The organism is Acinetobacter sp. BIGb0196, assembly GCF_011759595.1.
GTDB classification, from domain to species: Bacteria; Pseudomonadota; Gammaproteobacteria; order Pseudomonadales; family Moraxellaceae; genus Acinetobacter; species Acinetobacter guillouiae.
In genome coordinates, this window is record NZ_JAAOZA010000002.1 from 1,629,852 (window position 1) to 1,653,631 (window position 23,780).

The 23,780-nt window shown below is 33.8% G+C and carries 27 protein-coding genes, 3 tRNA genes and 2 pseudogenes; 21 read left to right on the top strand and 11 right to left on the bottom strand.

Annotated elements, in window-relative coordinates; all coding sequences use genetic code 11:
• Positions 1-157 precede the first annotated feature (157 nt).
• The 8 genes from FHR28_RS20305 to FHR28_RS20340 form a co-directional block, all read right to left on the bottom strand.
• Complete coding sequence (locus FHR28_RS20305; protein WP_166783415.1) at positions 158-1,321, bottom strand: MFS transporter; 1,164 nt, start codon at positions 1,319-1,321, stop codon at positions 158-160.
• A gap of 217 nt (positions 1,322-1,538) precedes the next feature.
• Positions 1,539-2,150 carry a septal ring lytic transglycosylase RlpA family protein gene (locus tag FHR28_RS20310; protein WP_004722011.1) on the bottom strand — a complete coding sequence of 204 codons (612 nt, stop codon included), beginning with the start codon at positions 2,148-2,150 and terminating at the stop codon, positions 1,539-1,541.
• Positions 2,151-2,435: 285 nt separating this feature from the next.
• A complete protein-coding gene (mltB, locus tag FHR28_RS20315) occupies positions 2,436-3,437 on the bottom strand; it encodes a lytic murein transglycosylase B (RefSeq protein ID WP_004820018.1) in 1,002 nt (333 codons plus the stop codon).
• 33 nt (positions 3,438-3,470) lie between these two features.
• Complete coding sequence (gene rodA / locus FHR28_RS20320) at positions 3,471-4,613, bottom strand: rod shape-determining protein RodA (RefSeq protein ID WP_004722007.1); 1,143 nt, start codon at positions 4,611-4,613, stop codon at positions 3,471-3,473.
• A 344-nt stretch (positions 4,614-4,957) separates the two neighbouring features.
• Entirely contained in the window at positions 4,958-5,608 is a 651-nt protein-coding gene (locus FHR28_RS20325; protein ID WP_105714529.1) for a hypothetical protein, read from the bottom strand.
• Between the two features lie 17 nt (positions 5,609-5,625).
• Positions 5,626-6,450, bottom strand: coding sequence for an NADPH-dependent 7-cyano-7-deazaguanine reductase QueF (queF, locus tag FHR28_RS20330; protein ID WP_166783416.1), 825 nt, complete (start codon positions 6,448-6,450; stop codon positions 5,626-5,628).
• The gene (locus FHR28_RS20335) at positions 6,450-7,223 is read right to left on the bottom strand and encodes an ABC transporter permease (protein ID WP_004820027.1); all 774 of its coding nucleotides are present in this window, start codon (positions 7,221-7,223) and stop codon (positions 6,450-6,452) included. Before FHR28_RS20335 ends, queF begins: the two co-directional genes overlap by 1 nt.
• Complete coding sequence (locus FHR28_RS20340; protein WP_004722000.1) at positions 7,220-8,155, bottom strand: ABC transporter ATP-binding protein; 936 nt, start codon at positions 8,153-8,155, stop codon at positions 7,220-7,222. Before FHR28_RS20340 ends, FHR28_RS20335 begins: the two co-directional genes overlap by 4 nt.
• Before the next feature lie 187 nt (positions 8,156-8,342).
• On the opposite strand from FHR28_RS20340, the gene FHR28_RS20345 reads away from it, so the two are divergent.
• Both FHR28_RS20345 and FHR28_RS20350 read left to right on the top strand, forming a co-directional pair.
• Positions 8,343-8,418, top strand: a tRNA-Arg gene (locus tag FHR28_RS20345).
• Positions 8,419-9,033: 615 nt separating this feature from the next.
• Positions 9,034-9,729, top strand: a pseudogene (locus FHR28_RS20350) (metallophosphoesterase).
• A 258-nt stretch (positions 9,730-9,987) separates the two neighbouring features.
• On the opposite strand, the gene FHR28_RS20355 reads toward FHR28_RS20350, so the two are convergent.
• A complete protein-coding gene (locus FHR28_RS20355) occupies positions 9,988-10,185 on the bottom strand; it encodes a hypothetical protein (RefSeq protein ID WP_166783417.1) in 198 nt (65 codons plus the stop codon).
• Positions 10,186-10,365: 180 nt separating this feature from the next.
• Between FHR28_RS20355 and FHR28_RS20360 the strand changes: the two genes are divergently transcribed.
• The 16 genes and pseudogenes from FHR28_RS20360 to FHR28_RS20435 all read left to right on the top strand — a co-directional run bounded on the left by FHR28_RS20360 (position 10,366) and on the right by FHR28_RS20435 (position 20,231).
• Entirely contained in the window at positions 10,366-10,644 is a 279-nt protein-coding gene (locus FHR28_RS20360; protein ID WP_004721995.1) for a hypothetical protein, read from the top strand.
• A 181-nt stretch (positions 10,645-10,825) separates the two neighbouring features.
• A complete protein-coding gene (locus FHR28_RS20365) occupies positions 10,826-11,047 on the top strand; it encodes a hypothetical protein (protein WP_166783418.1) in 222 nt (73 codons plus the stop codon).
• Between the two features lie 797 nt (positions 11,048-11,844).
• A tRNA-Met gene (locus FHR28_RS20370) sits at positions 11,845-11,921 on the top strand.
• Positions 11,922-12,129: 208 nt separating this feature from the next.
• Positions 12,130-12,933: a helix-turn-helix transcriptional regulator gene (locus FHR28_RS20375; protein ID WP_166783419.1), complete on the top strand. Its 804-nt coding sequence runs from the start codon at positions 12,130-12,132 to the stop codon at positions 12,931-12,933.
• 90 nt (positions 12,934-13,023) lie between these two features.
• Positions 13,024-13,863, top strand: coding sequence for a sterol desaturase family protein (locus tag FHR28_RS20380; RefSeq protein ID WP_166783420.1), 840 nt, complete (start codon positions 13,024-13,026; stop codon positions 13,861-13,863).
• A gap of 385 nt (positions 13,864-14,248) precedes the next feature.
• A complete protein-coding gene (locus tag FHR28_RS20385) occupies positions 14,249-14,464 on the top strand; it encodes a cold-shock protein (protein ID WP_004721990.1) in 216 nt (71 codons plus the stop codon).
• Between the two features lie 1,198 nt (positions 14,465-15,662).
• A complete protein-coding gene (locus FHR28_RS20390; protein WP_105714801.1) occupies positions 15,663-15,938 on the top strand; it encodes a hypothetical protein in 276 nt (91 codons plus the stop codon).
• A 184-nt stretch (positions 15,939-16,122) separates the two neighbouring features.
• Entirely contained in the window at positions 16,123-16,335 is a 213-nt protein-coding gene (locus FHR28_RS20395) for a hypothetical protein (RefSeq protein WP_004721987.1), read from the top strand.
• Positions 16,336-16,846: 511 nt separating this feature from the next.
• Positions 16,847-16,923 (top strand) — tRNA-Met (locus FHR28_RS20400).
• Positions 16,924-17,170: 247 nt separating this feature from the next.
• A complete protein-coding gene (locus FHR28_RS20405) occupies positions 17,171-17,548 on the top strand; it encodes a hypothetical protein (protein ID WP_166783421.1) in 378 nt (125 codons plus the stop codon).
• The gene (locus FHR28_RS20410; RefSeq protein WP_004721981.1) at positions 17,545-17,757 is read left to right on the top strand and encodes a helix-turn-helix transcriptional regulator; all 213 of its coding nucleotides are present in this window, start codon (positions 17,545-17,547) and stop codon (positions 17,755-17,757) included. The genes FHR28_RS20405 and FHR28_RS20410 overlap by 4 nt, the downstream gene beginning before the upstream one ends.
• A 158-nt stretch (positions 17,758-17,915) precedes the next feature.
• Positions 17,916-18,262 (top strand): annotated as a pseudogene (locus FHR28_RS22095) (IS630 transposase-related protein).
• Between the two features lie 124 nt (positions 18,263-18,386).
• Positions 18,387-18,689 (top strand): transposase, encoded by a 303-nt coding sequence (locus tag FHR28_RS20420; protein ID WP_146113223.1) that lies wholly within the window; start codon positions 18,387-18,389, stop codon positions 18,687-18,689.
• A 399-nt stretch (positions 18,690-19,088) separates the two neighbouring features.
• The gene (locus tag FHR28_RS20425) at positions 19,089-19,280 is read left to right on the top strand and encodes a hypothetical protein (protein ID WP_166783422.1); all 192 of its coding nucleotides are present in this window, start codon (positions 19,089-19,091) and stop codon (positions 19,278-19,280) included.
• Between the two features lie 71 nt (positions 19,281-19,351).
• The gene (locus FHR28_RS20430; RefSeq protein ID WP_154131068.1) at positions 19,352-19,579 is read left to right on the top strand and encodes a hypothetical protein; all 228 of its coding nucleotides are present in this window, start codon (positions 19,352-19,354) and stop codon (positions 19,577-19,579) included.
• A gap of 385 nt (positions 19,580-19,964) precedes the next feature.
• Positions 19,965-20,231 carry a DUF2164 domain-containing protein gene (locus tag FHR28_RS20435; protein WP_004721976.1) on the top strand — a complete coding sequence of 89 codons (267 nt, stop codon included), beginning with the start codon at positions 19,965-19,967 and terminating at the stop codon, positions 20,229-20,231.
• Positions 20,232-20,366: 135 nt separating this feature from the next.
• Here the strand turns inward: FHR28_RS20435 and FHR28_RS20440 are convergent, their stop codons facing one another.
• Together FHR28_RS20440 and FHR28_RS20445 are read right to left on the bottom strand one after the other, a co-directional pair.
• Entirely contained in the window at positions 20,367-20,855 is a 489-nt protein-coding gene (locus tag FHR28_RS20440; RefSeq protein ID WP_004721975.1) for a GNAT family N-acetyltransferase, read from the bottom strand.
• A gap of 147 nt (positions 20,856-21,002) precedes the next feature.
• Positions 21,003-21,440 carry an SRPBCC domain-containing protein gene (locus tag FHR28_RS20445; protein ID WP_166783423.1) on the bottom strand — a complete coding sequence of 146 codons (438 nt, stop codon included), beginning with the start codon at positions 21,438-21,440 and terminating at the stop codon, positions 21,003-21,005.
• 406 nt (positions 21,441-21,846) lie between these two features.
• On the opposite strand from FHR28_RS20445, the gene FHR28_RS20450 reads away from it, so the two are divergent.
• The 3 genes from FHR28_RS20450 to FHR28_RS20460 all read left to right on the top strand — a co-directional run bounded on the left by FHR28_RS20450 (position 21,847) and on the right by FHR28_RS20460 (position 23,576).
• Positions 21,847-22,041, top strand: coding sequence for a hypothetical protein (locus tag FHR28_RS20450; protein ID WP_004721972.1), 195 nt, complete (start codon positions 21,847-21,849; stop codon positions 22,039-22,041).
• A gap of 737 nt (positions 22,042-22,778) precedes the next feature.
• Positions 22,779-23,135, top strand: coding sequence for a hypothetical protein (locus tag FHR28_RS20455; RefSeq protein ID WP_004721968.1), 357 nt, complete (start codon positions 22,779-22,781; stop codon positions 23,133-23,135).
• 258 nt (positions 23,136-23,393) lie between these two features.
• Entirely contained in the window at positions 23,394-23,576 is a 183-nt protein-coding gene (locus FHR28_RS20460; protein ID WP_166783424.1) for a CopG family transcriptional regulator, read from the top strand.
• The last annotated feature ends 204 nt before the right edge of the window (positions 23,577-23,780 follow it).

The window sequence follows — 23,780 nt, forward strand, 5'->3', positions numbered from 1 at the left end:
TTGCTCAAAACAGATGAATTGAATTGTTTATTTTATTCAAACTAGCAAAGATTTTGATCTGCGTATAGGTTTGATATGTGTTTAAAAAATGATAAGTGTTTTTGCATTTGAGCAATAATCTTGATTCATCCTAAACGATTTTTTATTTATATACAGCCTAAATAAATCTTTTTCTAAAATAAATCACAGATAACAGCGCTAGTGCTAAACCAATAAATGAGGGACCATAACCGATAGGAGCAGCAAGTAAGCCAACAATCACAGCTCCTGCTACAGCTCCACCATAATTAAAAATATTCACCCGTGCGATAATTTCATCACGTCGATTTTCATCTAAATGACCTGCTGCTGAAAATGTCAGCGGGACTAATGCGCCTACCGCAACACCAGCCAGTGCAAAACCAGCAATGACAATCGCCAATGAATGCCCAAAGCCAGCTATGGCACAGCCTGTTGCACCAATCAGCGTTGTGATGAAGGCAACCCATGCAGCGCTTTTAAATTTTAAAAGATAATCCAGACTTAAACGTGTGAGTAAAATACCCATTTGGTAAGCAGCATAACCCAATGGGGCGACTGTGGCTGAGCTTGCTAAAATATCTTTAAGATAAATTGAACTCCAAGTGCTGATTGCTGAATCGACAGTAAAGGCGATTAGAATGATCACGCCAAAAATAAGCAATTGTTTATGCGGAATTGGTGATCGTTGTTGAGGGTGTAGGGCAGCATTTTCTTTTTGTTGAAATAACCACCGTTTTGACACTTGCGATGTAATCAAACACATCATGACAGCAATGCACAATGTCGCTGTTGCCCCAAGTGTGGTTGAGACCGTTGCGGACATGATTAACGCGCCAAGGAAAGCAGCAGCGGTATAACAGGCAAAGAAACCGCCCAAGGCGCTTTTTCCAAGTTTTTGCTCCATCATGACAGCTTGCATATTCAATGCCGCATCTAAACATCCGAGTCCAAGCCCATAAAGTAAAAAACTAGCGACCATGATCATGACACTGGGACTAAATGCTGCAATTGCAATACCGATGGCTTCAAATAGCAAGCCGATAACAATAGCCAGCCTTGAACCTAGTTTTACAGCGAGTCGATCTGCCAAAATAGAACCCAGTGCTGCTGCAATACAGACGCCAAGGATAATAATCGACAGTTGATCATCTGAAAGTCTGAATCGGCTTTTGATTGTAGGAAGCGCAGTCATGACGCTGGCATAACCCAAGCCTTGCGTGGCAAAACCAAGTGCGATTATTTTTTGGGTTTTGCTGAGAGATATATGCGCGAAGTTTGGCGTTTTGCTGTTCACGTCCATGCATGGCTCACTGTTTTACTTTTGGAATTTAAACTTCGGTTTTCGTTTTCTGTTTAGTGATACATCCTGTATCGACTCGCATTTTATTTTATCTGGAATGTATTGAAAGAAAAGGGGCATAACTGGAAAGTTAAGGGGGCAATTCGGACATCTGTATTTTTATTTTTGCAATAAAAAAGCCACTGGAAAGTGGCTTTTGTTAAATGCATGCAGTGATTTACGAGTTTGGACCATCTACGCGTTCAATATTAACGCGTGCTGTTCCTGAATTTGTAATACCTAAACGCTTAGCAGCGCCGTAAGAGAGGTCAAGTACACGGTTACCATGGAAAGGACCACGATCGTTGACTTTAACCACTACGCTTTTACCATTGTCTTTATTGGTTACACGAATAAAGCAGTTTAATGGCAAGCTACGGTGTGCAGCAGTCAAATCATTCATATCGAATGTATCACCGCTTGCGGTTTTACGGCCGTGGAACTGACGACCGTACCAAGATGCAACACCAGTTTGGCTAAATTTGCGAACTGTGTTTGAAGCAACTTCATTAAGTTTATCAATTACTGAAGGCTCATCTTCAGGAACTTGAATCTTTGCTGCAATAGTTTGACGACGGACTTGATCGCCAGAACGTTCAGTAATTGACAAACTGTTTAGGTTTGAAAAATGAGAGTTGAAATTTGTTGAATCTTTGCTAATCACACGAGAAGCTAGACTCGAACTATCCGAATCATTGTTTAAGTATGATGACTGAACCATTTCTGAGTTGACCTGCGTCATACTCAGACCCATGGTCAGGGCCATCATATATTTTAGTGAAGCATGCATCGTTTAACTCCTTGGAACCTCAATTTTAACTTTCTAAGTCGCTGAAAATTAACCATAGAGGTCTGTAAATTCACTTGTGCAACTGCATTTAACGGAAAGGATAATATTCAAGCTGGAATAAATGTGTCTAGCATTATTTAAGAAACAGTTACAAAAAGGACAAATTCTTACAGGTTTTGATTAAAAAACAACCAACATTGTAACAAAGTATGAAAAAAGTGTTAAATGTGATCAAATTAACATAAAAAAATCTTGACTTATTTATTATTTAGGAAATTGCAAGTCTTAACGACTTACAATTTCGGTGCCTAAAAGCCATAAAGCGGTGGCATACATACGGCTTCTATTATATGTCGTAATCACTTGAAAATTAGGATAAGTAATATAATAAATAGGGCCATTGCTGTCCTGTAATTGAATCACATTAACCAAATCTAAGTCATCAATTTTGACGATTGGATTTAATGGAGAAATCCCTAAATTTTTAAGTGATCCATAGGGAACAGGCTGAGTTAAATCTTTTGCAATAACTGCTTCAGGATTGTTCCCTGTATAACGCGCTAAAAACGCAATAGGGCGATCACGCTGCCAGCCATGTTGAGCCAGATAGTTGGCAATCGAACCAATCGCATCGACCGCAGAGTTACGTAAGTCAACATGACCATTTCCATCGTAATCCACGCCAAATTTAGACACATTACTTGGCATAAATTGCGGATAACCTACTGCACCTGCATAAGACCCAACAATCGAATTGGTTGGAACGCCATCTTTATATGACCATGCAATTAAAGCACCCAACTCATCTTGGAAATATTGCGCACGGCGGGGATAACCAAAACCGAGGGTTGCAAGTGCATCACGGGTGATAAAGGAGCCCTTATTTGAGCCATAACCTGTTTCGACCCCTAGAATGCCTAGGATGATTGCTTGAGGCACCCCAAACTGCTGTTCTGCGCGATTCAGTGTATCTGCATATTGTTGTTTAAAACGCACACCACGTTGGATGGTGCCTTCAGCTAAGAAATTAGTTTTGTACTGATACCAAGGCTTACTTTCACCTGGTCGTTCCATAATGCTGATGATATTGGGTAAATTGCGTGAGCCATTCATTGCCCAATCAATTTGTTCGCTACTTAAACCATAGGTTTGCATGGTTTTGGCTTTAAAATTATTGTATTCAGGGTTGCTGGCAAAATCATTGGCTTGGCAGAAACTGGTCAGTGAAAATGCAGCTGCACAAAAAGTGATGTTTTTAACCTTCTGTAAAAGCCCAAAAGTAAACATAGGTTATATTTCCTAATTATTTATGATAAAAAATTAACGATGCGTATGTATAGACATCACAATGCCAAAAGTGGCCATTAAAGTAATAATTGCAGTACCACCATAACTCATAAAAGGTAATGGCACACCGACTACAGGTAAAATACCACTGACCATGCCCGCATTTACAAATACATAAACAAAAAATGACAAAGCAAAAGTACCGGCTACAAGTCGACCAAAATTATGGAAGCATTGTAAACTCATTTGAAAGGTTCTAAAGATAATACAAAAATAAATGATGATCAGAAGTAGGATACCAATCAGACCGAATTCTTCAGAAAATGCGGCAATAATAAAGTCAGTATGGCCTTCAGGTAAAAAATGTAAGTGCGATTGAGTGCCTTCCAAATAACCTTTACCCATAAAGCCACCCGAACCAATCGCTGTTTTAGACTGAATGATGTTCCAGCCTGTGCCTAAGGCATCGGCTTCTGGATTAAATAAAGTTAAAACACGTTGTCGTTGATAGTCGTGTAGTAGAAATTCCCAAGCGACTGGAATTACTACTGCAACAGCACTCACGGCACCTAAAATCATTTTCCAAGAAAGACCACTCAGAAATAGCACAAAAATCCCACTGGCTAAGATGAGCAGTGATGTGCCTAAATCGGGTTGTTCTGCAATCAGGATAAAAGGAATGCCGATCATGATCAGTGATAAAAACACATTTTTAAAACTAGGTGGTAGAGGATTACGGGATAAAAACCATGCAATCATCAATGGCATACCAATTTTTAAAAACTCACTGGGTTGCACACTGCCAAAACCAGGAATCCCTATCCAGCGTTGAGCACCCATACGAACCTCACCAAAGACTTTCACAGCGACTAAGCAGACCAGTCCGAAGAGATAAAAGTAGGGGGCAAAAGCTTGATAAACTTTAGGGGGAATTTGGGCTAAACCACACATGACGAGAAAACCGATACCAAAGCTCATGGCTTGTTTGGAAACCAGCCCCATATCTTGAGCAGACGCACTATAAAGGACAGTTAAACCGAGCATCGCGTTTAAAATTAGAAATAAGCTCAACCAAGGGTCAATATGGAGTTTTTGCCAGCGTGAGGGGATCATGGCAGTACTCAGACCATCACGAGGAGATTGACGTAAAAATTTATATTGAGAGCTTGGTGCCATTGGTCTATTTTGTGCGGGAAATGTGTTTTGCGCATGCTATCACAATCCCCCCTGAAGGCAATGAATATCAATACTTTGCAACAAAATTATGACCTGAATTTTGTGATTATTTTGAGGTTGAAATATTTAAATTAGAAAATAGTGGGTTAAAGAGATTGAATTAAATGGTTTTGAATTTGAAAAGGTCTTAGATGGATCTAGGGATAGTATTTTATAATGATTTTAAGTTTATGAATTTAAAAGTTAATTATTATCCTTAAAAGCATAGCTCAGTAACTTTATAAAAAATGCCCTTACAAAGAAGGGCATTTTTTATATTTAAAAATCCAATCGAATTTTAACGATCAATTAAAAAATAAAGTATCGTAATATTCTGCAACAGCTGTGATTTCATCTTTATTTAAATTTGGAATCAACTTATCAATTGCCATATGCACTGCTTTGCCTACAGCAGAAGCGCCAATATCCGCAGCTTTACGTTTGATCATACCCAAATCCAGCGTTTTATTAAAATCACGCATAAAATGGTTAATCGTCGCATCTGAGAATTGTTTGAATTGTTCAGACAATACAGCGCGATTTACATCCCCATTTGCTTGAACTTCAGCAAAACTATTTTTGAGATTGGTGACTAAACTTGAGTCTAAATTCACACCCACACGGAATTGACCTTGTGGATCTTTAAATAGACTACGTTCTGAAAACTCTACAGACTGACGAACAACATCATTGTCTGCTTTACTTAATAATTGTTTAAGTAATACAGCAACAGTCGATTTGACATAGCCTGCTAATTTTTCAGCAGTATCTCGTTTGTCACTTGCAGGGAAGCGACGAACAAGTTCAATCAAAAGCGTATCAATAATTTCTTCATTAATGAGTAAGGCAGTTTGATCACGTAAAGGGTAAAGTGGTTCGTTAGAGTTTTTTTTCTCAATACCGGTCTGAATGTTCTTTAATAGTTCTTCAGAAGGTACAAAACCAAAAAAAGGCATGTTTTCAACCTCAATGTTTATTGTCGCGCCAATCGAATTGGGCTTGGCATCCATGATTCATCAGATACACGACATGGGTTAATATCTAAACCGCCACGACGTGTATATGTTGCATACACCATCAGCTTTTCAGGTTTTAAATTTTGCCAAATATCTGCAAAGATTTGTTCCACGCATTGTTCGTGAAAACCGTTATGCTGACGATACGAGATAATATAAGCTAAAATACTACGATAACAAGGTTTTTTACCTTGGTATCGGATAAAAACAGTTCCCCAATCTGGTTGTCCAGTCACAGGGCAATTGCTTCTCAATAAGTGTGAATACAGTTGAATTTCAACGCTTTCACCGTGTTGTGTATTTTCTTGATCAAAGGCCAAAAGGCTTGCATCTGGATGATTGACCAGCTGGTCAGGTTCTTGATCATCAATACAAATACCCGTTGGTTTGCTAATCTCTAAATCATCAGCTTGAAATAAAGTTAGCGTCACTGGGGCTTGTGCAGCAGCAGATAAGTCTTTTTCAACGGTACCGATAAAAGCTTGATGAGAATCAAACTGGGTAAAGTTCATGCTATTAAAGTAGAGCTTTAACGACTTCGATTCAATCAAATTTGGTGATGTTGCTGGGAGTGCAATACGCCCAATGGCAACTTGCGGGATCCCTTTGCTATTGAGCCAAGAAATTTCGAATACATGCCACCAATCTTGACCTTTATATATACCCGCTACATCCGCATATTGCTCACGTGCTTGTGCACGAGCGATTGGAAAAAGAATTTCGGGTTGATAGGTAGTTGGGTAATCGGTTTCTTTACCCAATAAAGATTTTTCAACAGACATTATTCACGCATTCCTGAACCACGAGAAAGTAAATAGTAAGCAATCGCATAAAGTACGCCACAGAATAGAGTCACGATAAGTAAAGACAATGAAACATTGACATCACTATGACCTAAAATTCCGAAACGGAAAGCATTGACCATATATACAATCGGGTTAATTAAAGAGAGATTTTGCCAAAATGGACTTAAAGCACTAATCGAGTAAAACACACCGCCTAAGTAGGTGAGGGGAGTTAATACAAAGGTTGGGATAATCGAAATATCATCAAACGATTTTGCATATACAGCATTGATAAAACCCCCTAAAGAGAACAGTAGCGAGGTAATAATAACGGTATATATCGTGACGAAAATATTATGGATATAAAGGTCAGTAAAAAACAAACTCATTGCAGTGACAATTGCCCCAACAAGAACACCACGGGCAACACCGCCAATCACATAACCACACAAGACCATATGTAATGGAACTGGGCTCATAATCAGCTCTTCGATGCTTTTTTGGAATTTAGCACTAAAGAAACTTGAAGATACGTTGGCATAACTGTTTGTAATTACCGCCATCATGATAAGACCCGGCACGATGAATTGCATATAGCTAAATCCACCCATTTGCCCAATACGAGAACCGACCAAATTACCAAAAATCACAAAGTACAAGCTCATGGTAATCGCAGGCGGTAATAAGGTTTGCGGCCAAATTCGCATAAAGCGGCGGATTTCTTTTTGAACTAATGTATAGAGTGCAATACGTAGTTGAGTAAAATTCATTCTGCAACTCCTTCAAGATTTTTCTCAACCAGTTTCACAAATAACTCTTCAAGACGATTTGATTTATTGCGCATACTGCGAACACGAATGCCTTGCGCTTCTAAAAGCTGAAATAAATCATTTAAAGAATGCGCTTTATCCATCGTGACTTCTAAGGTCATTGGGTCAATCAGATTAAACTTCACACCAATGATATCAATCATGATTGGTTCAATCGGATTTTCTAAATCGAAAATAAAAGATTCTTCACTCAATTGGTTTAAGAATGCTTTCATCGATGTATCTTCTTTGATAACACCACGGTCAATAATCGCAATCTGACGACAAAGCATTTCTGCTTCTTCTAAGTAGTGTGTGGTTAAAATGATCGAGGTGCCTTTTTCATTCATTTCTGTAAGAAAATCCCACATTGAACGGCGTAACTCGATGTCTACACCTGCAGTGGGTTCATCTAAAATCAAAAGTTTAGGTTCATGCATCATGGCACGCGCAATCATTAAACGGCGTTTCATACCACCAGACAACATGCGCCCCTGAGTATTACGCTTATCCCATAAACCTAATTTTTCTAAATATTCTTCAGCACGTTGTTGTGCAATTTTAGGCGGAATGCCGTAATAACCTGCTTGAGTGACTAAGATGTCGAAAATTTTTTCAAATTGACCGAAGTTAAATTCTTGAGGAACGACACCTAAACATTGCTTTGCATGTGAAGGGTGGGTATCTAAATCATGACCAAAAATTTCCACAGTACCTGAGGTTTTCCGTGCCAAGGAACTGATAATACTGATTGTTGTCGATTTACCAGCGCCATTTGGTCCTAAAAGTGCATAAAACTCTCCTTCTGGAACAGTCAAATTGATTCCTTTGAGTGCTTGGAATCCATTTCTATAGGTTTTAGATAAATCTCTTAACGTCAGAGCATCAGTCATGAAATTCTCACTTGGTTTATGGAGTGTGTATTGTGAGCGATCTTTTTAAATAAACCAAGTAAGTTAGAAGGAATTCTGCATTGCAAATATGCAACATTGTTTAAAGCATGAGCATCAATCAAAAGAGTTGTTTTATAAATGCTTTACCTCGCGGTTTTTTTTGTTATGATGTGCCATCTCAATTTAAGCGCCCATAGCTTAACTGGATAGAGTACAGGTTTCCGAAGCCTGTGGAGTGGGTTCGAGTCCCGCTGGGCGTACCATCTTGCTGTTCCAATTTGTCTCAATAACACCTATATTAAAGACATTGATAGAATTTATTGTCTCAGTTCATCGTATGATGTATGTCCACTGCTCAATTTTTTAATGGTACTTTATACGGTATACCGCAAAATCCAATAAAAATGTACCGTAAAAAATGGCTAAACTTACTGTAAGTTTCACAGACACAAAGATAAAAGCTGAAATTTCAACTCATAAGAAAAATCTAGAAAGTTAAAAATGATGGCGGTGGCTATACCTTTATAGATGGCTTAATTAGAAGATATTGTCATTTTGACTATATAACAATAAGACTTATCAAAAAGCATGCAATTCTAAGTATTCATATTTCCCCAAACTAACGCTACTGGTGATGTAAAGCATTCAATATAGGTCTGATTCATTTCCAGCCAATGTATTTTTAAAGCTGTTAAAAGCCTGCTTAATCTCAAGCAAATGGGTTATTACTGAAAATAAAAATTGATGTATAGCTCATATTAATTAGCCAAAGCTATGTAAACAAAAATATTTATACATCAATGCGGTGTACAACAAAACAATTATACAGATAGGACATTGCAGTAAATGGTTGAAAATCCGCTTAAGAGGACAGCGTCATGAACTTAGTCAAAATTTGGAATAAGACAATCAAAGGTAAGCTCTACGTAGTTGGCGATATTCATGGTTGTTACGACTTGCTGATGAGTCGCTTGATTGAGATAGGCTTTAACTTTGAAAACGATTGATTGGTTGCTGTTGGTGATCTGGTTGATCGTGGTATTCAAAATATTGAGTGTGTGAATTTAATCGATCAACCTTGGTTTACTTCAATTCGAGGGAATCATGAGGACTTATGTATTAAAAGTTTGTTTAATGAGTCCTTTCGCCGTTGCCATATTGCCAATGGGGGAGAGTGGTTTTACGATTTGGATGCTCAAACTCAACATAAAATTATAAACAAATTTAAGCAACTACCGATTGCACTTGAAGTAACACATAACGGTCGCAAGTTTGGCTTTGTACATGGACATATTGAGCAAAATGATTGGGAGTTGTTTAAGCATAATCTTGATGATTTTGATGCTATCAGATATGCAATTGAAGCTAAGCGATTACCTACAGAAGCTGCAATGTGGGGTAGAGAACGCTTTGATTTAGAGAATCTGAAATATACTAAAGTTCAAGCTGTGGATATGGTCATCATGGGGCATACCGTCACAAAAATGCCTATCAAGCGAGATAATTGCTACTACATTGATACAGGTGCAGTGTATTGGGGTAGCATGACAATTTTAGACTTGAGTAAGGTTTAAGAGGGATTAGAATCAACATCACCATGAAAGTTATGAATTGATCAATATAAGCCATTGATGGGGGACTATTTGTAATTTTGAAAATTGAAAAAATATAAAAGTAATTTGAACACTAAAAAGAGAACTGATCTTTTGGAAATGCTTTAAATAGAGTTGCTTTGTTGGTGAAGTTTTTATAGCCAACCACTCGATAAGATCGATCCTAAAAAGCATAAATTAGCAGCCAAATATAAGCTACTAAAGCATTACAAGTGTTCATTAAATCACTTGTAATGCTTTGATTAAAAATGTATTTATAAGTTTTTTATTTTCTTTTCTACCTTTATATTGAGTATTTTTCACCAATTGTAAGCAAGCTATAGCACTTGTTATATATTGCCACTGACAAATAAAATCAAACTCTAGTAAAATAGTAGGTATTCCTTTTATCACCGAATCATCGGTTTTTGCCTGCATTCTTTCCCCAAAGATGCAGGTTTTTTTTGCCTTAGTGTTTAAATTATTTATAGCATAGCCTTAGTGGACTATTTTTTAATAAAATCCTTAAGCGGTTAAGGATTTAGAATTTTGCTCAAAGTTCATAAAATAGAGCTGAATGCGGTAGTATAGTGATTAACGACAAGAGTAATCATTACGATGAATGAAACCTTTACATATTTGTATACCCACGTGGGTATATTTGGGTCCTTACCTACACATAAAGTGTTTACAAGTGATAAGAGTGATAAAACAAAATTAATTTTTGCTGATAATACATTTGTTTACAGTTTGATTTCTTCTTGGACTTTAAGTAACTCAGATTTTGATAGTGGAAAAGCGACATGGAAAGAAGAACCAGCAGATTATTTGGAAAATGAAATAAAAAAATTAGCGATTTATAAAGCGAATCATCCCTTATTTATCACTGAATCATAAGTTTATGTAGTGACTAGAGTTAAGTCACCGATGTTTTAAGGATTGATGAAAGATATAGCAAAATATTGAAGAATGCCTTACAAAGATATGAGGCATTTTTGATCGCTTAATTTTTCTTAATTCGCCAAAAAAATGTCATAAATGAGTGCTATATTGAATAAAACAATTGAGGGCAGCCAACATGGGTATTAATCTAAAAGAACTCAATAAGCAAATTGATGATTTTAAAGAAATCAAGGATCCACAAAGATTAATTATAGGTTATAAAACTTATTCTAAGTTAATGAAAGAGAATAAGTTTTTAGATGAAATCAGCAAAGATGCAAATGACCCAATGATTAGATATTATAAAGAGATAAAGATAAAAATAGTCACAGAAAAGCATTTTTTTGAGATTGAGTAGATGATTAAGCAATATAAGTTGAAATAGGTTGTAAATAATGAAGTTTATGGTGAGGCGCTTAAAGCGTCTTTTTTACGCCAAAAATTGCTATATATAGTTAAACTATAATGCTCTAAAAGATATTTATAAGGTAAGAGGTATTTATAAGGAAGAGAGTAGATGTAATTATCATAAAATGTTTTACTATTTATGCTCATTATAGAGTCTTAGATTTTAAAGTGATTTATTTATATTCATGTTGATGATTGAAAATTTCACGTTATTAGTGTATAAAAAAGCAACAACAATAAAATAAGGGTGATTACATGATATCTAAATCTATAAACATCGCATTCTTCTTTTCTATGTTTATTGTTCTTACTTTGCTTATACATTTATTTGGTAATATCCCTTCTGGGGTATGGGTGTATAAGTAAATACAAATGGATCTAAAAGCTCATCAAAAGGTGGGCTTTTATGAGTTTTGATGTGTTGAAATATATTGAAAATAAATTTCCTATCATGCTACTGATCTTATGTTGATAGGTGCTTAAGGATATTTTGTTATTTAGCAACTTGGATCATGGCATAGAGATTAGCGATGTTTGGTGTTTAATATGATGTTGTGGATTTAGCGAAAGAGATTCAATCTAATCACTCACAAATTTTCTGTTTCTGTATTTATCTAAGCACACTTGGAAACAATGCATAAAGTATAAATTTTGTGTGAATAGGATAATTAAGTGGATCTTTTAGGTATATATATTGAATAAAGGTTGTATTACTTGCCTTTAAGGCGTATAAAGTCACTTCGTTGATGCGGGATGGAGCAGTCTGGTAGCTCGTCGGGCTCATAACCCGAAGGTCGTTGGTTCAAATCCAGCTCCCGCTACCAACGAAAAAAGATTCAAAGTTTATAGCCTAGTTTGCTTCATGCTTACTAGGTTTTTTTATGCTTAAAATTTATTGGATTGAATTCAAACGTTTTAGAATAGCAAAGATATAAAAAGCGCACTCAATCAATCTGCTTATTTATGCTGGGTATTTGAAGATAAGTAGAATAGTGTTATTTAATGAGTTTTCACTTTTAGCTTAAGTATTCTATGGCTCAATCTAATCTATATAACTTACCTGCTAAATATTGGATGGGCAGAATAGCAATTGGATATGGCATTGGCTATTTTGAGGGAGCTGTTGGTGATAACTCTCCACATCGTCATCACGCACATCAGTTAAGCTTTGCAAAACAACAGGGAGAGCGTATTCAAGTTATTGCTGATGATTATTGTATATGGAGTAGTGGGGTCTATATCGCAGCAAATACTTTACATCATTTGCAACCAGGGACTTACTGTTCGATCTATATTGATCAAACACATTTTCTTGCTGATGTCATTCAGCATTATTTACAAGCTTACCTAAAACAAGACTCACCGATTACGATATTGCCTGAAAGTTTGGTATCTATTCTTAGAGCATATTTTATAGAGCAAAATCAAACGTTTGAATCTTTTCAAAAGCTTTTAAGTTATTGCAGTGAATCTAATTTCAAAGCTCAGTCAGTTAGAGAAGAGCGTTTTGCAAAATTTCTTATTCTCAATCATCAACAGAATTTGACACTTAAACAAATCGCCTCACAATTCAATCTTTCAGAAAGCCGTTTTAGTCATTGGTTTAGTGACAATTTTGGTATTTCTTATCGTAGTTATCGGAAATGGTTACGCTTATTACAAAGCTTACAAGCTATAGATCAGAATATTAATTTAACCAGCATCGCTCATCACTCTCATTTTTCTGATCAGGCGCATTTTAGTCGAACCTGCAAACAAATGTTTGGCATTCAACCTTCACTATTAAAATTTATTCCATCCATTGAGCAAATGCCAATATTACTTCTGTCAGATTAAAAGCTATAAGAGATATAGCGGTTTCGTTCAATTTTTATATCCAGCCAGTCAGCATACTCCTAAAACGTATTCTGTTGATTGGAGTTATAAATGAGCGCTTTTGTTAAAATATCTCTGCGATATTTATTTTATCCGCTTTGTATGCTGTTAACCGTATGGATGATGATGTTCATCGTCTCAGGGCAAGTTCCGTATTGGTCAAGTTCAATATTATTCATCTTGCTAAGTGGCGTAGTGATTGCATGGGTTGAGTATTATTTGCCTTATCAAGAAAAATGGTTGGATACACATCAAGATTTTGTTACAGATATCATCCATGCAATTTTTAATTTATTTTTGATCGTTTCTGTCTCAAAAATTATCGAATGGTTTGATCTTTTCCGATTTATTCCACGATTATGGCCCGACCATATTTCGGTATTTTGGCAGATATTGATTGTTGCTGTGGTGATTGATTTTGGACTATGGTTCATGCATTACCTAAGCCACAAGTATCGATTTTTATGGAAATTACATGCGATTCACCATCAATCACGCCGTTTATATTGGTTAAATGCTGAAAAGAGGCATCCACTGAGTGCAATCGTACTTGCTGGACCTAGTTTGATCATCTTAGCGCTTTTGGGTGCTCCAAGTGTGCTGATAGGGTGTTGGATGATATTTATGGCCGTGCATTTGTTTTTTCAACATGCAAATATTGATTATCGTGTTGGTCCGTTCAAATATATTTTTGCTGTAGCTGAAGTCCATCGCATCCATCATAAACATGGATTTGGTCGTAAGAATTTTGGAGAAGTGTTTATATTTTGGGATATTCTGTTTGGGAGTTTTTACTATGAAAATCAAAAAATTAAAGATGATCAAGTTGGTGTGCGTAGTCAAATACCCAACCAATATTTGGCTCAACTCCGCTGGCCATTTAAAAAGTAACCCTAAAATAAGCATAAGAAAAATTGATGTATGGAACATTGGTATTTTTTTCTTCTGAAATAGAAAGCTAATTGGCTTTCTATCAATGATCGAAAAAAGTAAGTTATTTGAGAAAGCTCTCACATGAGAGCTGTTCTAAATAGATAAGCCATTCTTTATCCATAATAAAGTTAAATATGTATAAGAAGGCTTGATTATTTATTTTTTTCCTGTAAAGTAAAGCCAACTAGAAAAAAGTCATGTTTTGGTAAATCTTCTCTAAGTATCGCAGTTTTAGTCATAATCCTTCGTTTTATTCAGATTTTAAGTTCAATTCTTTATTATTTTCGACGTTATCACTAGTCATAAAATGACTTAAAATTTTTAAATCTCAGTAGGATTGATTATGTCAAACTCAAATGTTGTTAAAGGTACAGTTAAATGGTTCAACGAAACTAAAGGTTTCGGTTTCATTCAACAAGAATCAGGTCCAGACGTTTTTGCTCATTTCAGCGAAATCGCTAACTCTGGCTTTAAAACTCTTGCTGAAGGTCAACAAGTTGAATTCAGTATCACTCAAGGTCCTAAAGGTCCTAACGCTGTAAACATTACTCCGCTATAATTCAGAGTAAGTTGTAAAAAAAGCACGATATCGTGCTTTTTTTAACTCTAAATTTTTATCTTAATTCATATTTATACATTTCAATTATTTCTATAACTTTTTTTATATTCTTATTAAAACACTGGACCTATTTAAAAGATCCATCATTCGTCTATCAGCAAAAATTTAAGCACATCTAATCAATTGCTGTGTAAATCTCGTCTTTTTATGCGGGGGACTGTGTGGCTACTGTGCTATTTCTAGATCAATAAATAAAAAGAAACCCGCATCATGCAGGTTAGTAGGGCCTTTCTTTATTGTCTATAGACCACTCTCTCCAATGGTCACAGATACTATACATCTGTTCTTTAATAATAAAAACGCAGTAAAATAGTCGAGATAAATGTATAGGGTCTTTTTCTTTCAATGTGTTTGATAAATTACAATAATTTGAATCATCAAATAGAATCTAGCATATTTCAGTTTTATGCCATACTTTCAAATGGTTTAATTAAAAAATATTTAAAATCAATTATGTACGATTTAATTTTTTGTCCTTCTTTGTGCGTAGTATTGGCTGGTGTTTTTTATTGTTTTTATAGAGGGCTTTATCTGTGAGCATATGAAGTCTCGATCATTGAGTGAATAAATTCTTATATTTGTGTTTTTGTGAAATCAAATAGCCGATGAATGGTATTGAAAGTGAGACTTATGTTCTGTAAATTAAGTTTATCTAAACATATATCACAAGTTTATATACCCACTTACTCTATCGGTGGGTATTTTTTTATACAGAAAATGAAAGGGTTGACGATAATTTAATTTTAAAGTAAATTTAAATTGTTATTTTACTAATAATAAATAACAAAAATCCTTAGTCAGCGCAAAATTAAGGTAAAGCCTTACAGAAATGTAGGGCTTTTTTATTAGATCAGCGTAAGTTTAGAATAAATCCGATTTGAGGCTGATGATTGGTCTACATACTAGAGTAGACATTGGTTTTTAAAGCAGCTTTGCAAGTATAGAAGGAGGGGATTGTTTAATTGTATTCAAGTAAATGGGTGTGATTGCTGAAGTATCAATAGTGATGCATTTGCAATGATAGAGGCCAAAAGCTAGCGTACATCTGAACGAACTTAAGCAATGAATATTTTTATTGATATGACAAGTAAAAATGAATTTGTTAAATTAAGTGAACGATACAAAGGATGGTAATGTGATGAAAAAATTAATTTTAGCTGGGAAGCTGGTTGAGGCAACCTTAGAGGGTGACCATGTCACAAGATTACTCATCGGAAATTTAGTCGGTTTTCTGATAAAAAATGGAACAGTGAATTATGAAGACTATTTTCAATTTACCCAACAAACAAAAAAATACTTGATTGAAACGTCTGAGGATACCAGTGAATCCAAAGTAAAAATGATTGAAAGTATTTTTGATCTTCATCTTGATGATTTAAAGGAGATAAAAGCAATAGATCCTAAAAAAACCTGAGTAGTATCAAGAAGCAATCTTTTTGATAAGCACTTAAAATGTAAGTAAATAAAAATTTTTATAATAATTTACTGTTTTTGCAGTATATTGAATTGCGTTTGATGTACAAGCATAAATTTAATAATCATTGAATGTTTTGGTTAACAGTTTTAGCTGTTTTTATTTAATTTTTAAGGTGTTTTTTATGAATAAACTCGACATAAATGTAAAGGATCAATTTGGAAAGTGTTACGCAGTTGAGGCAACATTAGATGATGTTGTGATAAATCCAAATAAAACTCATGAACGTATCAAATATATTATTGTTGAAAATGAACTTTTGCGTCCTAACTTCGAAATGCTTTTTGAAAGCAGCAAGAATGGTAAAATTTATAAGATTTTGGAACCTATGATTTAAATCGAGCCACCTACGGGTGGTTTTTTAATTGCTTAAATTTATATAGAGACTAAGGCAAATCTTCGCTGTTTATTTGAACATTGTATTGCAGCACGCTTTGGCTAATTTTTGTTACATAGTTTAATTTAATTAATAAATAAAGGCTGATATACTTTTTATTGAATTGTTGTGCGACTCACACATCATTCATGCGCCTCCAAAAAATAAGCCCACTTTTTAGTGGGCTTTCTAATGCTATATCAATGACTGGTTTAATTAAATTGTTATTTGGGTAAGAGCTAAAGATGCCTTGATGAGGGTAAAAGTATAATAGATCGCTATCGAAATATTAGGTTTTTAATCTTAAGTAAAAGGTTAAACCGTTGTGTTTTGAAGTTAAAAGAGCATACGATAATCAGTCAACAATGAATGCTTTTAGCGTGTTCTGGATGCCCATCAATAATTCTTTTAAACATATATAGAATAAAGGTTGTATTCCTTGTCTTTAAGGCGTATAAAGGTGCTTCGTTGATGCGGGATGGAGCAGTCTGGTAGCTCGTCGGGCTCATAACCCGAAGGTCGTTGGTTCAAATCCAGCTCCCGCTACCAACGAAAAGAGATTCAAAGTTTATAGCCTAGTTTGCTTCATGCTTACTAGGTTTTTTTTATGCTTTTAAATCAGTTAGCTTTAGAAATTTAAAATTAAAGAGTAGATAAATGCTGTGAAAAAATGACAATTGTAAGAGGGTTGTGAGATCAATCTCTAAGGCAAAACAAAAATAACATGTAAAGCATGCTTTACACTGCGTGGTATTTGAGCTAAATTTATGTAAAGTTTACTTTACACAGGTGCCTTATGAAAAAATATAGATCTCTGATTGAGTTTAGTGCATCAATACTGCTTTATATTGTTGTGCTTATTTGTTCATTAAATTATTTAAAGAATGACGATATCCTCTATTCAACACAAATTTTTGTGACATTATTGCCGATAATTCCCTGTATTTTGGTGGGTTGGAGTGTACTTAGACAATTAGCGCGCTTAGATGAAATGCAACAACACATCCAATTACAAGCTTTTGCGCTCGCATTCGTAGGTACCGCACTCATTACATTTAGCTATGGATTTCTTGAAAATATTGGCTTTCCACATCTTTCTATGTTTTTTGTATGGCCTTTAATGGCAACATTGTGGGGTGTTGGTATTGCAATTGGGAGCTGGCGTTATCGATGAAAAATATCTTATCTGAATTAAGAACGAAACAAGGCTGGTCTCAGCAGCAATTAGCAGAATATTTGGGTGTTTCGCGGCAGACAATTAATGCAATTGAAAAAGAACGTTATGATCCTAGTCTGCCTTTGGCATTTAAAATTTCTAAATTATTTGGCTTATCAATTGAAGCAATTTTTAAAGATGAAGAAAACTATAATCAAACCATCTAATTATTCATACAATTACATGAAAAAATGAGTGTTTGATTATAAAAAAGCTTTCATTGCCATATTTTGCTTTGAAAGTTTAAATACCTTTGCGTACCCCTCGCCCAACGGGAGGATAACCATCTATAGTCAAACTGTTAAAAATGTAAGATGCTAGATAAATGATTTATTCAGAACATTTTAGACGAAAAGTTTTAGCTAAACTTGAGGAAGGAAATTCTATTCGAGCCGTTGCCACTCAATTTGAAATTGATAAGAATACAATTTTAAGTTGGGAAAAAGTATAGAGATTAAAAGAGCTTGACCACGTAGACCATCAAAAATAGATGATGACGCTCTAGGGCAGATGTTGAACAATATACTGATGATTATCAATATGAACGTGCAGCACGTTTTGGCTGTGGAGTTTCTTCCATTGGCGATACATTAAGCCGCCTAGGGATTACCGTTAAAAAAAAGACCTCACTTCATCCGCAAGCAAAACCTGAGATCAGAGAACAATACTTAAAGACTCTGGATGAGTTAAAGCACAAGCATCCTATCGTTTATCTGGATGAAAGTGGCTTTAAATCACATGAACAACGACCTTATGGCTACTCTAAACGGGGAACACCTTGTTATGGATCATATAATTGATAGTTAAGAATCAAACCAATACAATTGGTGCAATATATCAAATTGGCTTATTTGGAGTTGGACTATTTGATTGCAAAGTGAATTCAGATGTATTTCATTTTTGGGTTAAGGAATTTTTTAACCCAGAATTGCCGAAGCAGAGTATTGTTGTGATGGATAATGTGACATTTCATAAAAGGTCAGATACTCAAGAATTATTAGAGCAACATGAGCATCATATATTATGGTTACCACTTTACAGCCCTGATTTAAATCTTATAGAAATGGCGTGGGTGAAGAATAAAAGGAAGAATGGTTAGTAGATTCTATCGGTATGCTGTTCAAATTATTCTTTTAAATATGTATGAGTAATTAAACGGTTTTACTATATATTTTTAAGAATATATAAGTATATCTATCAATAGGAGCCTAAGAAATATTAATATAAGTAAAGTGTGATATATTATAAGTATTGATTTTAATGATTAAATAGGTGGGGTGGATTAATTTTCTTTATATATGTTTTATTTTTTGAATTTAAATTTTTTGGATGTGGAATTAAAAAATATATATGTAATTATATAATTTAAATAACTGATATAAACCAATGGTGTTGTTGTGGTAAATATATCTTGATACGTGTTAATACTATCTATTTATTTAATAAAGGCGCATCTTGAATGAGTCATTAATATGAATGACAAAAAAGAGATATTACTATGTCAAATTTTACCAAGCAACTAAGTAGCAATCAGAATAAACAACCTGATGCTAATCAAGGCAATCAATCACAAGCGCCTCAGCAGCAACAGGCAAATAAAGATCAGAATAAACAACCTGATAGCAATCAAAGCAATCCATCCCAAGCACAGCCAAAGAAAGTTGAAGAAACCCCAGAGCAAAAAAAATAGCATCTAGGCTTTTATTGAGTTAAGTGTAAATTGAAAGAAGGGAACTTCTTTCAATTTACTTAGGAGTTAAAATGATGATTAAAAAAGTAACTGTACATAAAATGTATGAAGAATTTCGACAATTTCCAATTACACAATATGTGGGAGAATATGATGAGTCATTTAATCTAGTCAAACTATTTAATTCATTCAATCAGGAATTAAGCAGAATATTTGGAACATATCAATGGGCTTTAATTGGTACTGATGAGGTTTTTTTTGTAGAAGAAGATCCGGCCTTTCAAGGGAGAACACTTTAAAGTGAGTTGAAATAGTTTCCAAAAGATTTTAATCGCTTTTATAAAAAATTATATGTATTAGTAATTGCTAAATTTATTAAATTGGTATAATTTTAAATATTTATAAGATTATTTTAAGTTTTTTATTAAAAAAGTTTTTTTGATCTGTTATTACTATGCTGAGAATATTTTTTAATTTATTGCCTCCTACAAAATTCTAAAAATTATGTTTATCTTAAAACTACTTTATTTATTGCTATTTGGGTAATTTTTGTAATTGGTTGCGTAGGTGTTAAAGCATAGCCAGAGAAAACTCAAGATGTACGACATAATAAGACGCGATAAGATTGAATAAATTCTAAATAAGTATTGTAATGATTCTTTGTTATTTTCAGAAAGTAAGACTATGGCTAAGAAGCAAATAATTACATTTGATGAGTTTACGCGTGAACAATTAATTAGCTCATTGAAAAAATATGCCTTAAAGGAACTAGAGTTAGACCTTGGAAACTTTCCAGCACAGTTTTTATTTGATTTTATTGTAGATGAATTTGGACATCATTTTTATAATCAAGCGCTCAATGATACCCATGAATGGTTAGCAGAAAGATTTGCTCATCTAAATGAAGATTTATTCATTTTGTCTAAAGAAAAAATCAACAAAGCAAAATAAGCAGTGTCTTGGAAATCGTAACCAGCATGATTTCAATACTTGATGTGATAAGGTCAGAAGAAAGGTTATCTGATTTATGATCATTCATGCTAAGAAGCTTTTAGAAAGCCCCACCTAAGTATTTTAGGGTAGTACTTACTCGGTTCTTTCGATAGACGTTTTATTGAGTCGATACCTGAAAAAATGTTCATTACTTATGATGACCTCACCATCCAATTTAAATCCGAGTGAATAGATCCCTGTTAACTTTTTCCGTGTTGGCGGTAATAAAATTGTGATCGAATCAAAGCCCATCTCGTTAAATGCCTTGTTTATAATTTTATTAAAAATTTGTTTACCCATTCCCCAATATTGAGGGTGTAGCACTAAAGCCAAGTCAGCATCTCCATGCTCATATTGTAAACCTCCCCAGCCTGCAAATTGGCCATCAACAATAAATGCCCATGGACCATAACCATGGTTCATCCATAGGCTTTCTTTTTCATTAACCCAAGCATTACATTGATCTTCATCAAAAATAACGCCCTTGGCTAAAGGCATTTGCTTAAGGACACGTTCATTTGTATTTAATTCAATAATTTCAGACTTGCTCACATTGCTTAAACGGTCAAACTCAATCTCCAATAGGATCCTCCTAAAATATGAGTTGTTGCGATGGTTTTATTAATCTTATGGGGCTTTATGCAAGATGAGACCAAGCTATATTGATTCCAAGTATAGAGAGGAATTGATGCTGGTTTTACTTAAAGCCGATTTGTCAGCTGAATAATTCTATTGATTCTCTAATCTTACTTTAAGCGCATTATTCATTCGTTGAAAACCGGGCTGGGTTTTTGTCTGTAAGTTCTTAAGAAACGGTTTTACTAAAATTCCACTAAAGGCTTCACTATGGATCAATCTTGTTTGAACCGGAGTTATTTGTTCTAATCTAAATTTATGTTCCCCATCAAATACGCCCTTCACCAATAATTTTCCGCGCCAACTAAATTGTTTATTTTTTTGATTTTCAAGTACAACTGCTTTAAAAGACATTTTACTTGTCGCATCATTTTGTATGGTGACATTGATTTTGCCACCTTTATGGATTTCTCCTGTAACATCAATGATAAACGGATTCCAATTTTTATAATCTTCAAAATTTGTTAGGGTTTTCCAAACGATATCAATGGGTGCATTGATCAAAATTTCTGTTGTTATCTCAAATTTCATGTTAGCTCTATCGACTAGCTTGTGTTTTACCTAATATACACTTATTTCAACTTTTTAATATCGTTAAAATTAAGATCACTACTGATAGGATATTAAAAAAATTGAATAGAATAAGAATGATTTGCATATTTGAGTTATTGTGTGTTGAATTTTTATATCATTGATTTATTTTAAAATTATAAAAAATAACCTTGAATGAATCAATTCAGCATTTTAATTAATAAGCATAATTTAGGCAATTTCATAGCTTAAAAATAAATAGCTTGTTAAGCACGCTATATGAAATCTGGTGATAATAAAACACCAAAATAACGTGATATATTTCACTTTAATATTGTTTAGTTTGAGTTAATTAGCATTTTTATGTAAACTGTAGGCGAGGCTTTGTGATTTTATAGAGGTAATTATGATGATTTTTTATGATGGAGAGCATATTTTTCCTGAGCGTGCCAATGAATTTAAAAACTTTTTAAAGAAATATTTGATGGAACATCAAGCTGAATATTTATTAGAACAAAAAACATTTGTATACGACAGTGACTGTGATGAGTTTTTAGAGTCGGATATTCAGGAATTTTATAAAATTTGGTTGATGGCTTAACAAAAAAGACCTGATATTCATGGGTTAACCAGGTTTTTAAAGTCTGATAGAGTTTGGTGTTCTATTTCTTTGCCCTTATAGATGAAGCATTGTTTAGAACTAAAAAGATGCTCTGATCTTGGTTAATTCTAAAATAAATCATCAAATCATCTTGTAAATAATATTCTGCTAGAGGGCGTCTAAAAACCAAGTTTGAAAGAGGAATTGTAGAGATCGTTCCTCAGGGGGTACAATGATATAGCATACATCGTCTATATTTTAAGCATCTTATTTTTTAATATGGAAATAAGGTTGATGGCAGGTCATGCTAAATATATAAATGAAAAGAAATATAATAAATACCTTAATAGATATCGTATATGAATAAATAATAAAGTTTTAAAATATTTTCTTGTTAATTTTGCTGTAAATTAGAGTTTTAGTCTAAATATTTGTATTTAAATTATTTTATTCTTTATTTTAATTTTATGTGCTTTTTTTATAAAAAAAATAAGTGATTTATTTATGCTTAAATTCATGTTTTTTATGCAGAACTTAAACGTAATAAGTGTTTTTTAGATTAAATAAAATATTTTAATTATAGAGTAATAGTGATCTAACTGTTTGTTTAAATTAAAAAAAAGTTACAAATTATTATCATAAAATAATATTATATTATAATTTTATGATACTTTTTAAACATGAGGATGTTTTAAAAGCGACTCATATTATTTTTACTTAATAAAAGGCATATATAAATGGCTAAAATTGACTTAACACCTTTATCAGAAATTGACGGATTCACTGCTGCGGCACTTGTTGATAGTACAAGTGGCTTATCATTGGCTTCATATGGAACAGGAATTGATTTGGAACTTGCTGCCGCTGGAAATACGGAGGTTTTAAAAGCGAAAATGAAAACGGCAGAAGCGTTAAAATTACGCGACACGATTGATGATATTTTAATTACATTAGGAAAGCAGTATCACTTATTGAGGCCACTGGATAAAAACAGTAGCTTATTTTTATATCTAGTATTAGATCGCCAAAAATCTAATTTAGCGATGGCACGACACGAACTCAGAGTTTTTGAAAAAGAATTAGATTTCTCATAAGCATCAATGTTTTGGCTATTGCATCAGCGCTGTTGTGATAGCCTGTTGGGTGATTTTTGATTATAAAATCAAAATATTCAAAAAATATTCACCATAATTTATAATAGATTTATTGATAAAATTAGGAATTAAACAAAATAAATAATTTAAATTCAAAGTCATGCATTAAGCTAAGATTATTGTGAGATAAAAAAATTCATTGAAAATCTTGTAAATATTATTACAATTCTATAGCTAACAAATTTAAGGAAATATGGTATGGAAAATAAAACAGCAAGATTAACAATTTTGATTGATCCAAATAAAAAACAAGCTTTTGAAGAATTATGTAGTCGTCAGGATTTAAAGCCATCTCAAGTTGTTCGTCAATTAATTCGTGAATATTTAGATAAGCATGATACTGAATATTCAACTAAATTACCCATAGCAAAAAATAAATAGAGATTAATTTTCTCTATTTATAAATACTTTACTGAGCCGTAAGATTTATTTGATATTTCTAGTGCTTTTAGAGAATAAAAATAATACGTTAAAATGAAAATGATCATTGCTTCTATTTTTCATGATTATTCCATGTGCTATATTTGTTTGATGATTAAAGTTTTTAAGCAATCATATAGAATAAAATGAGTCGCGCTCAAAAGT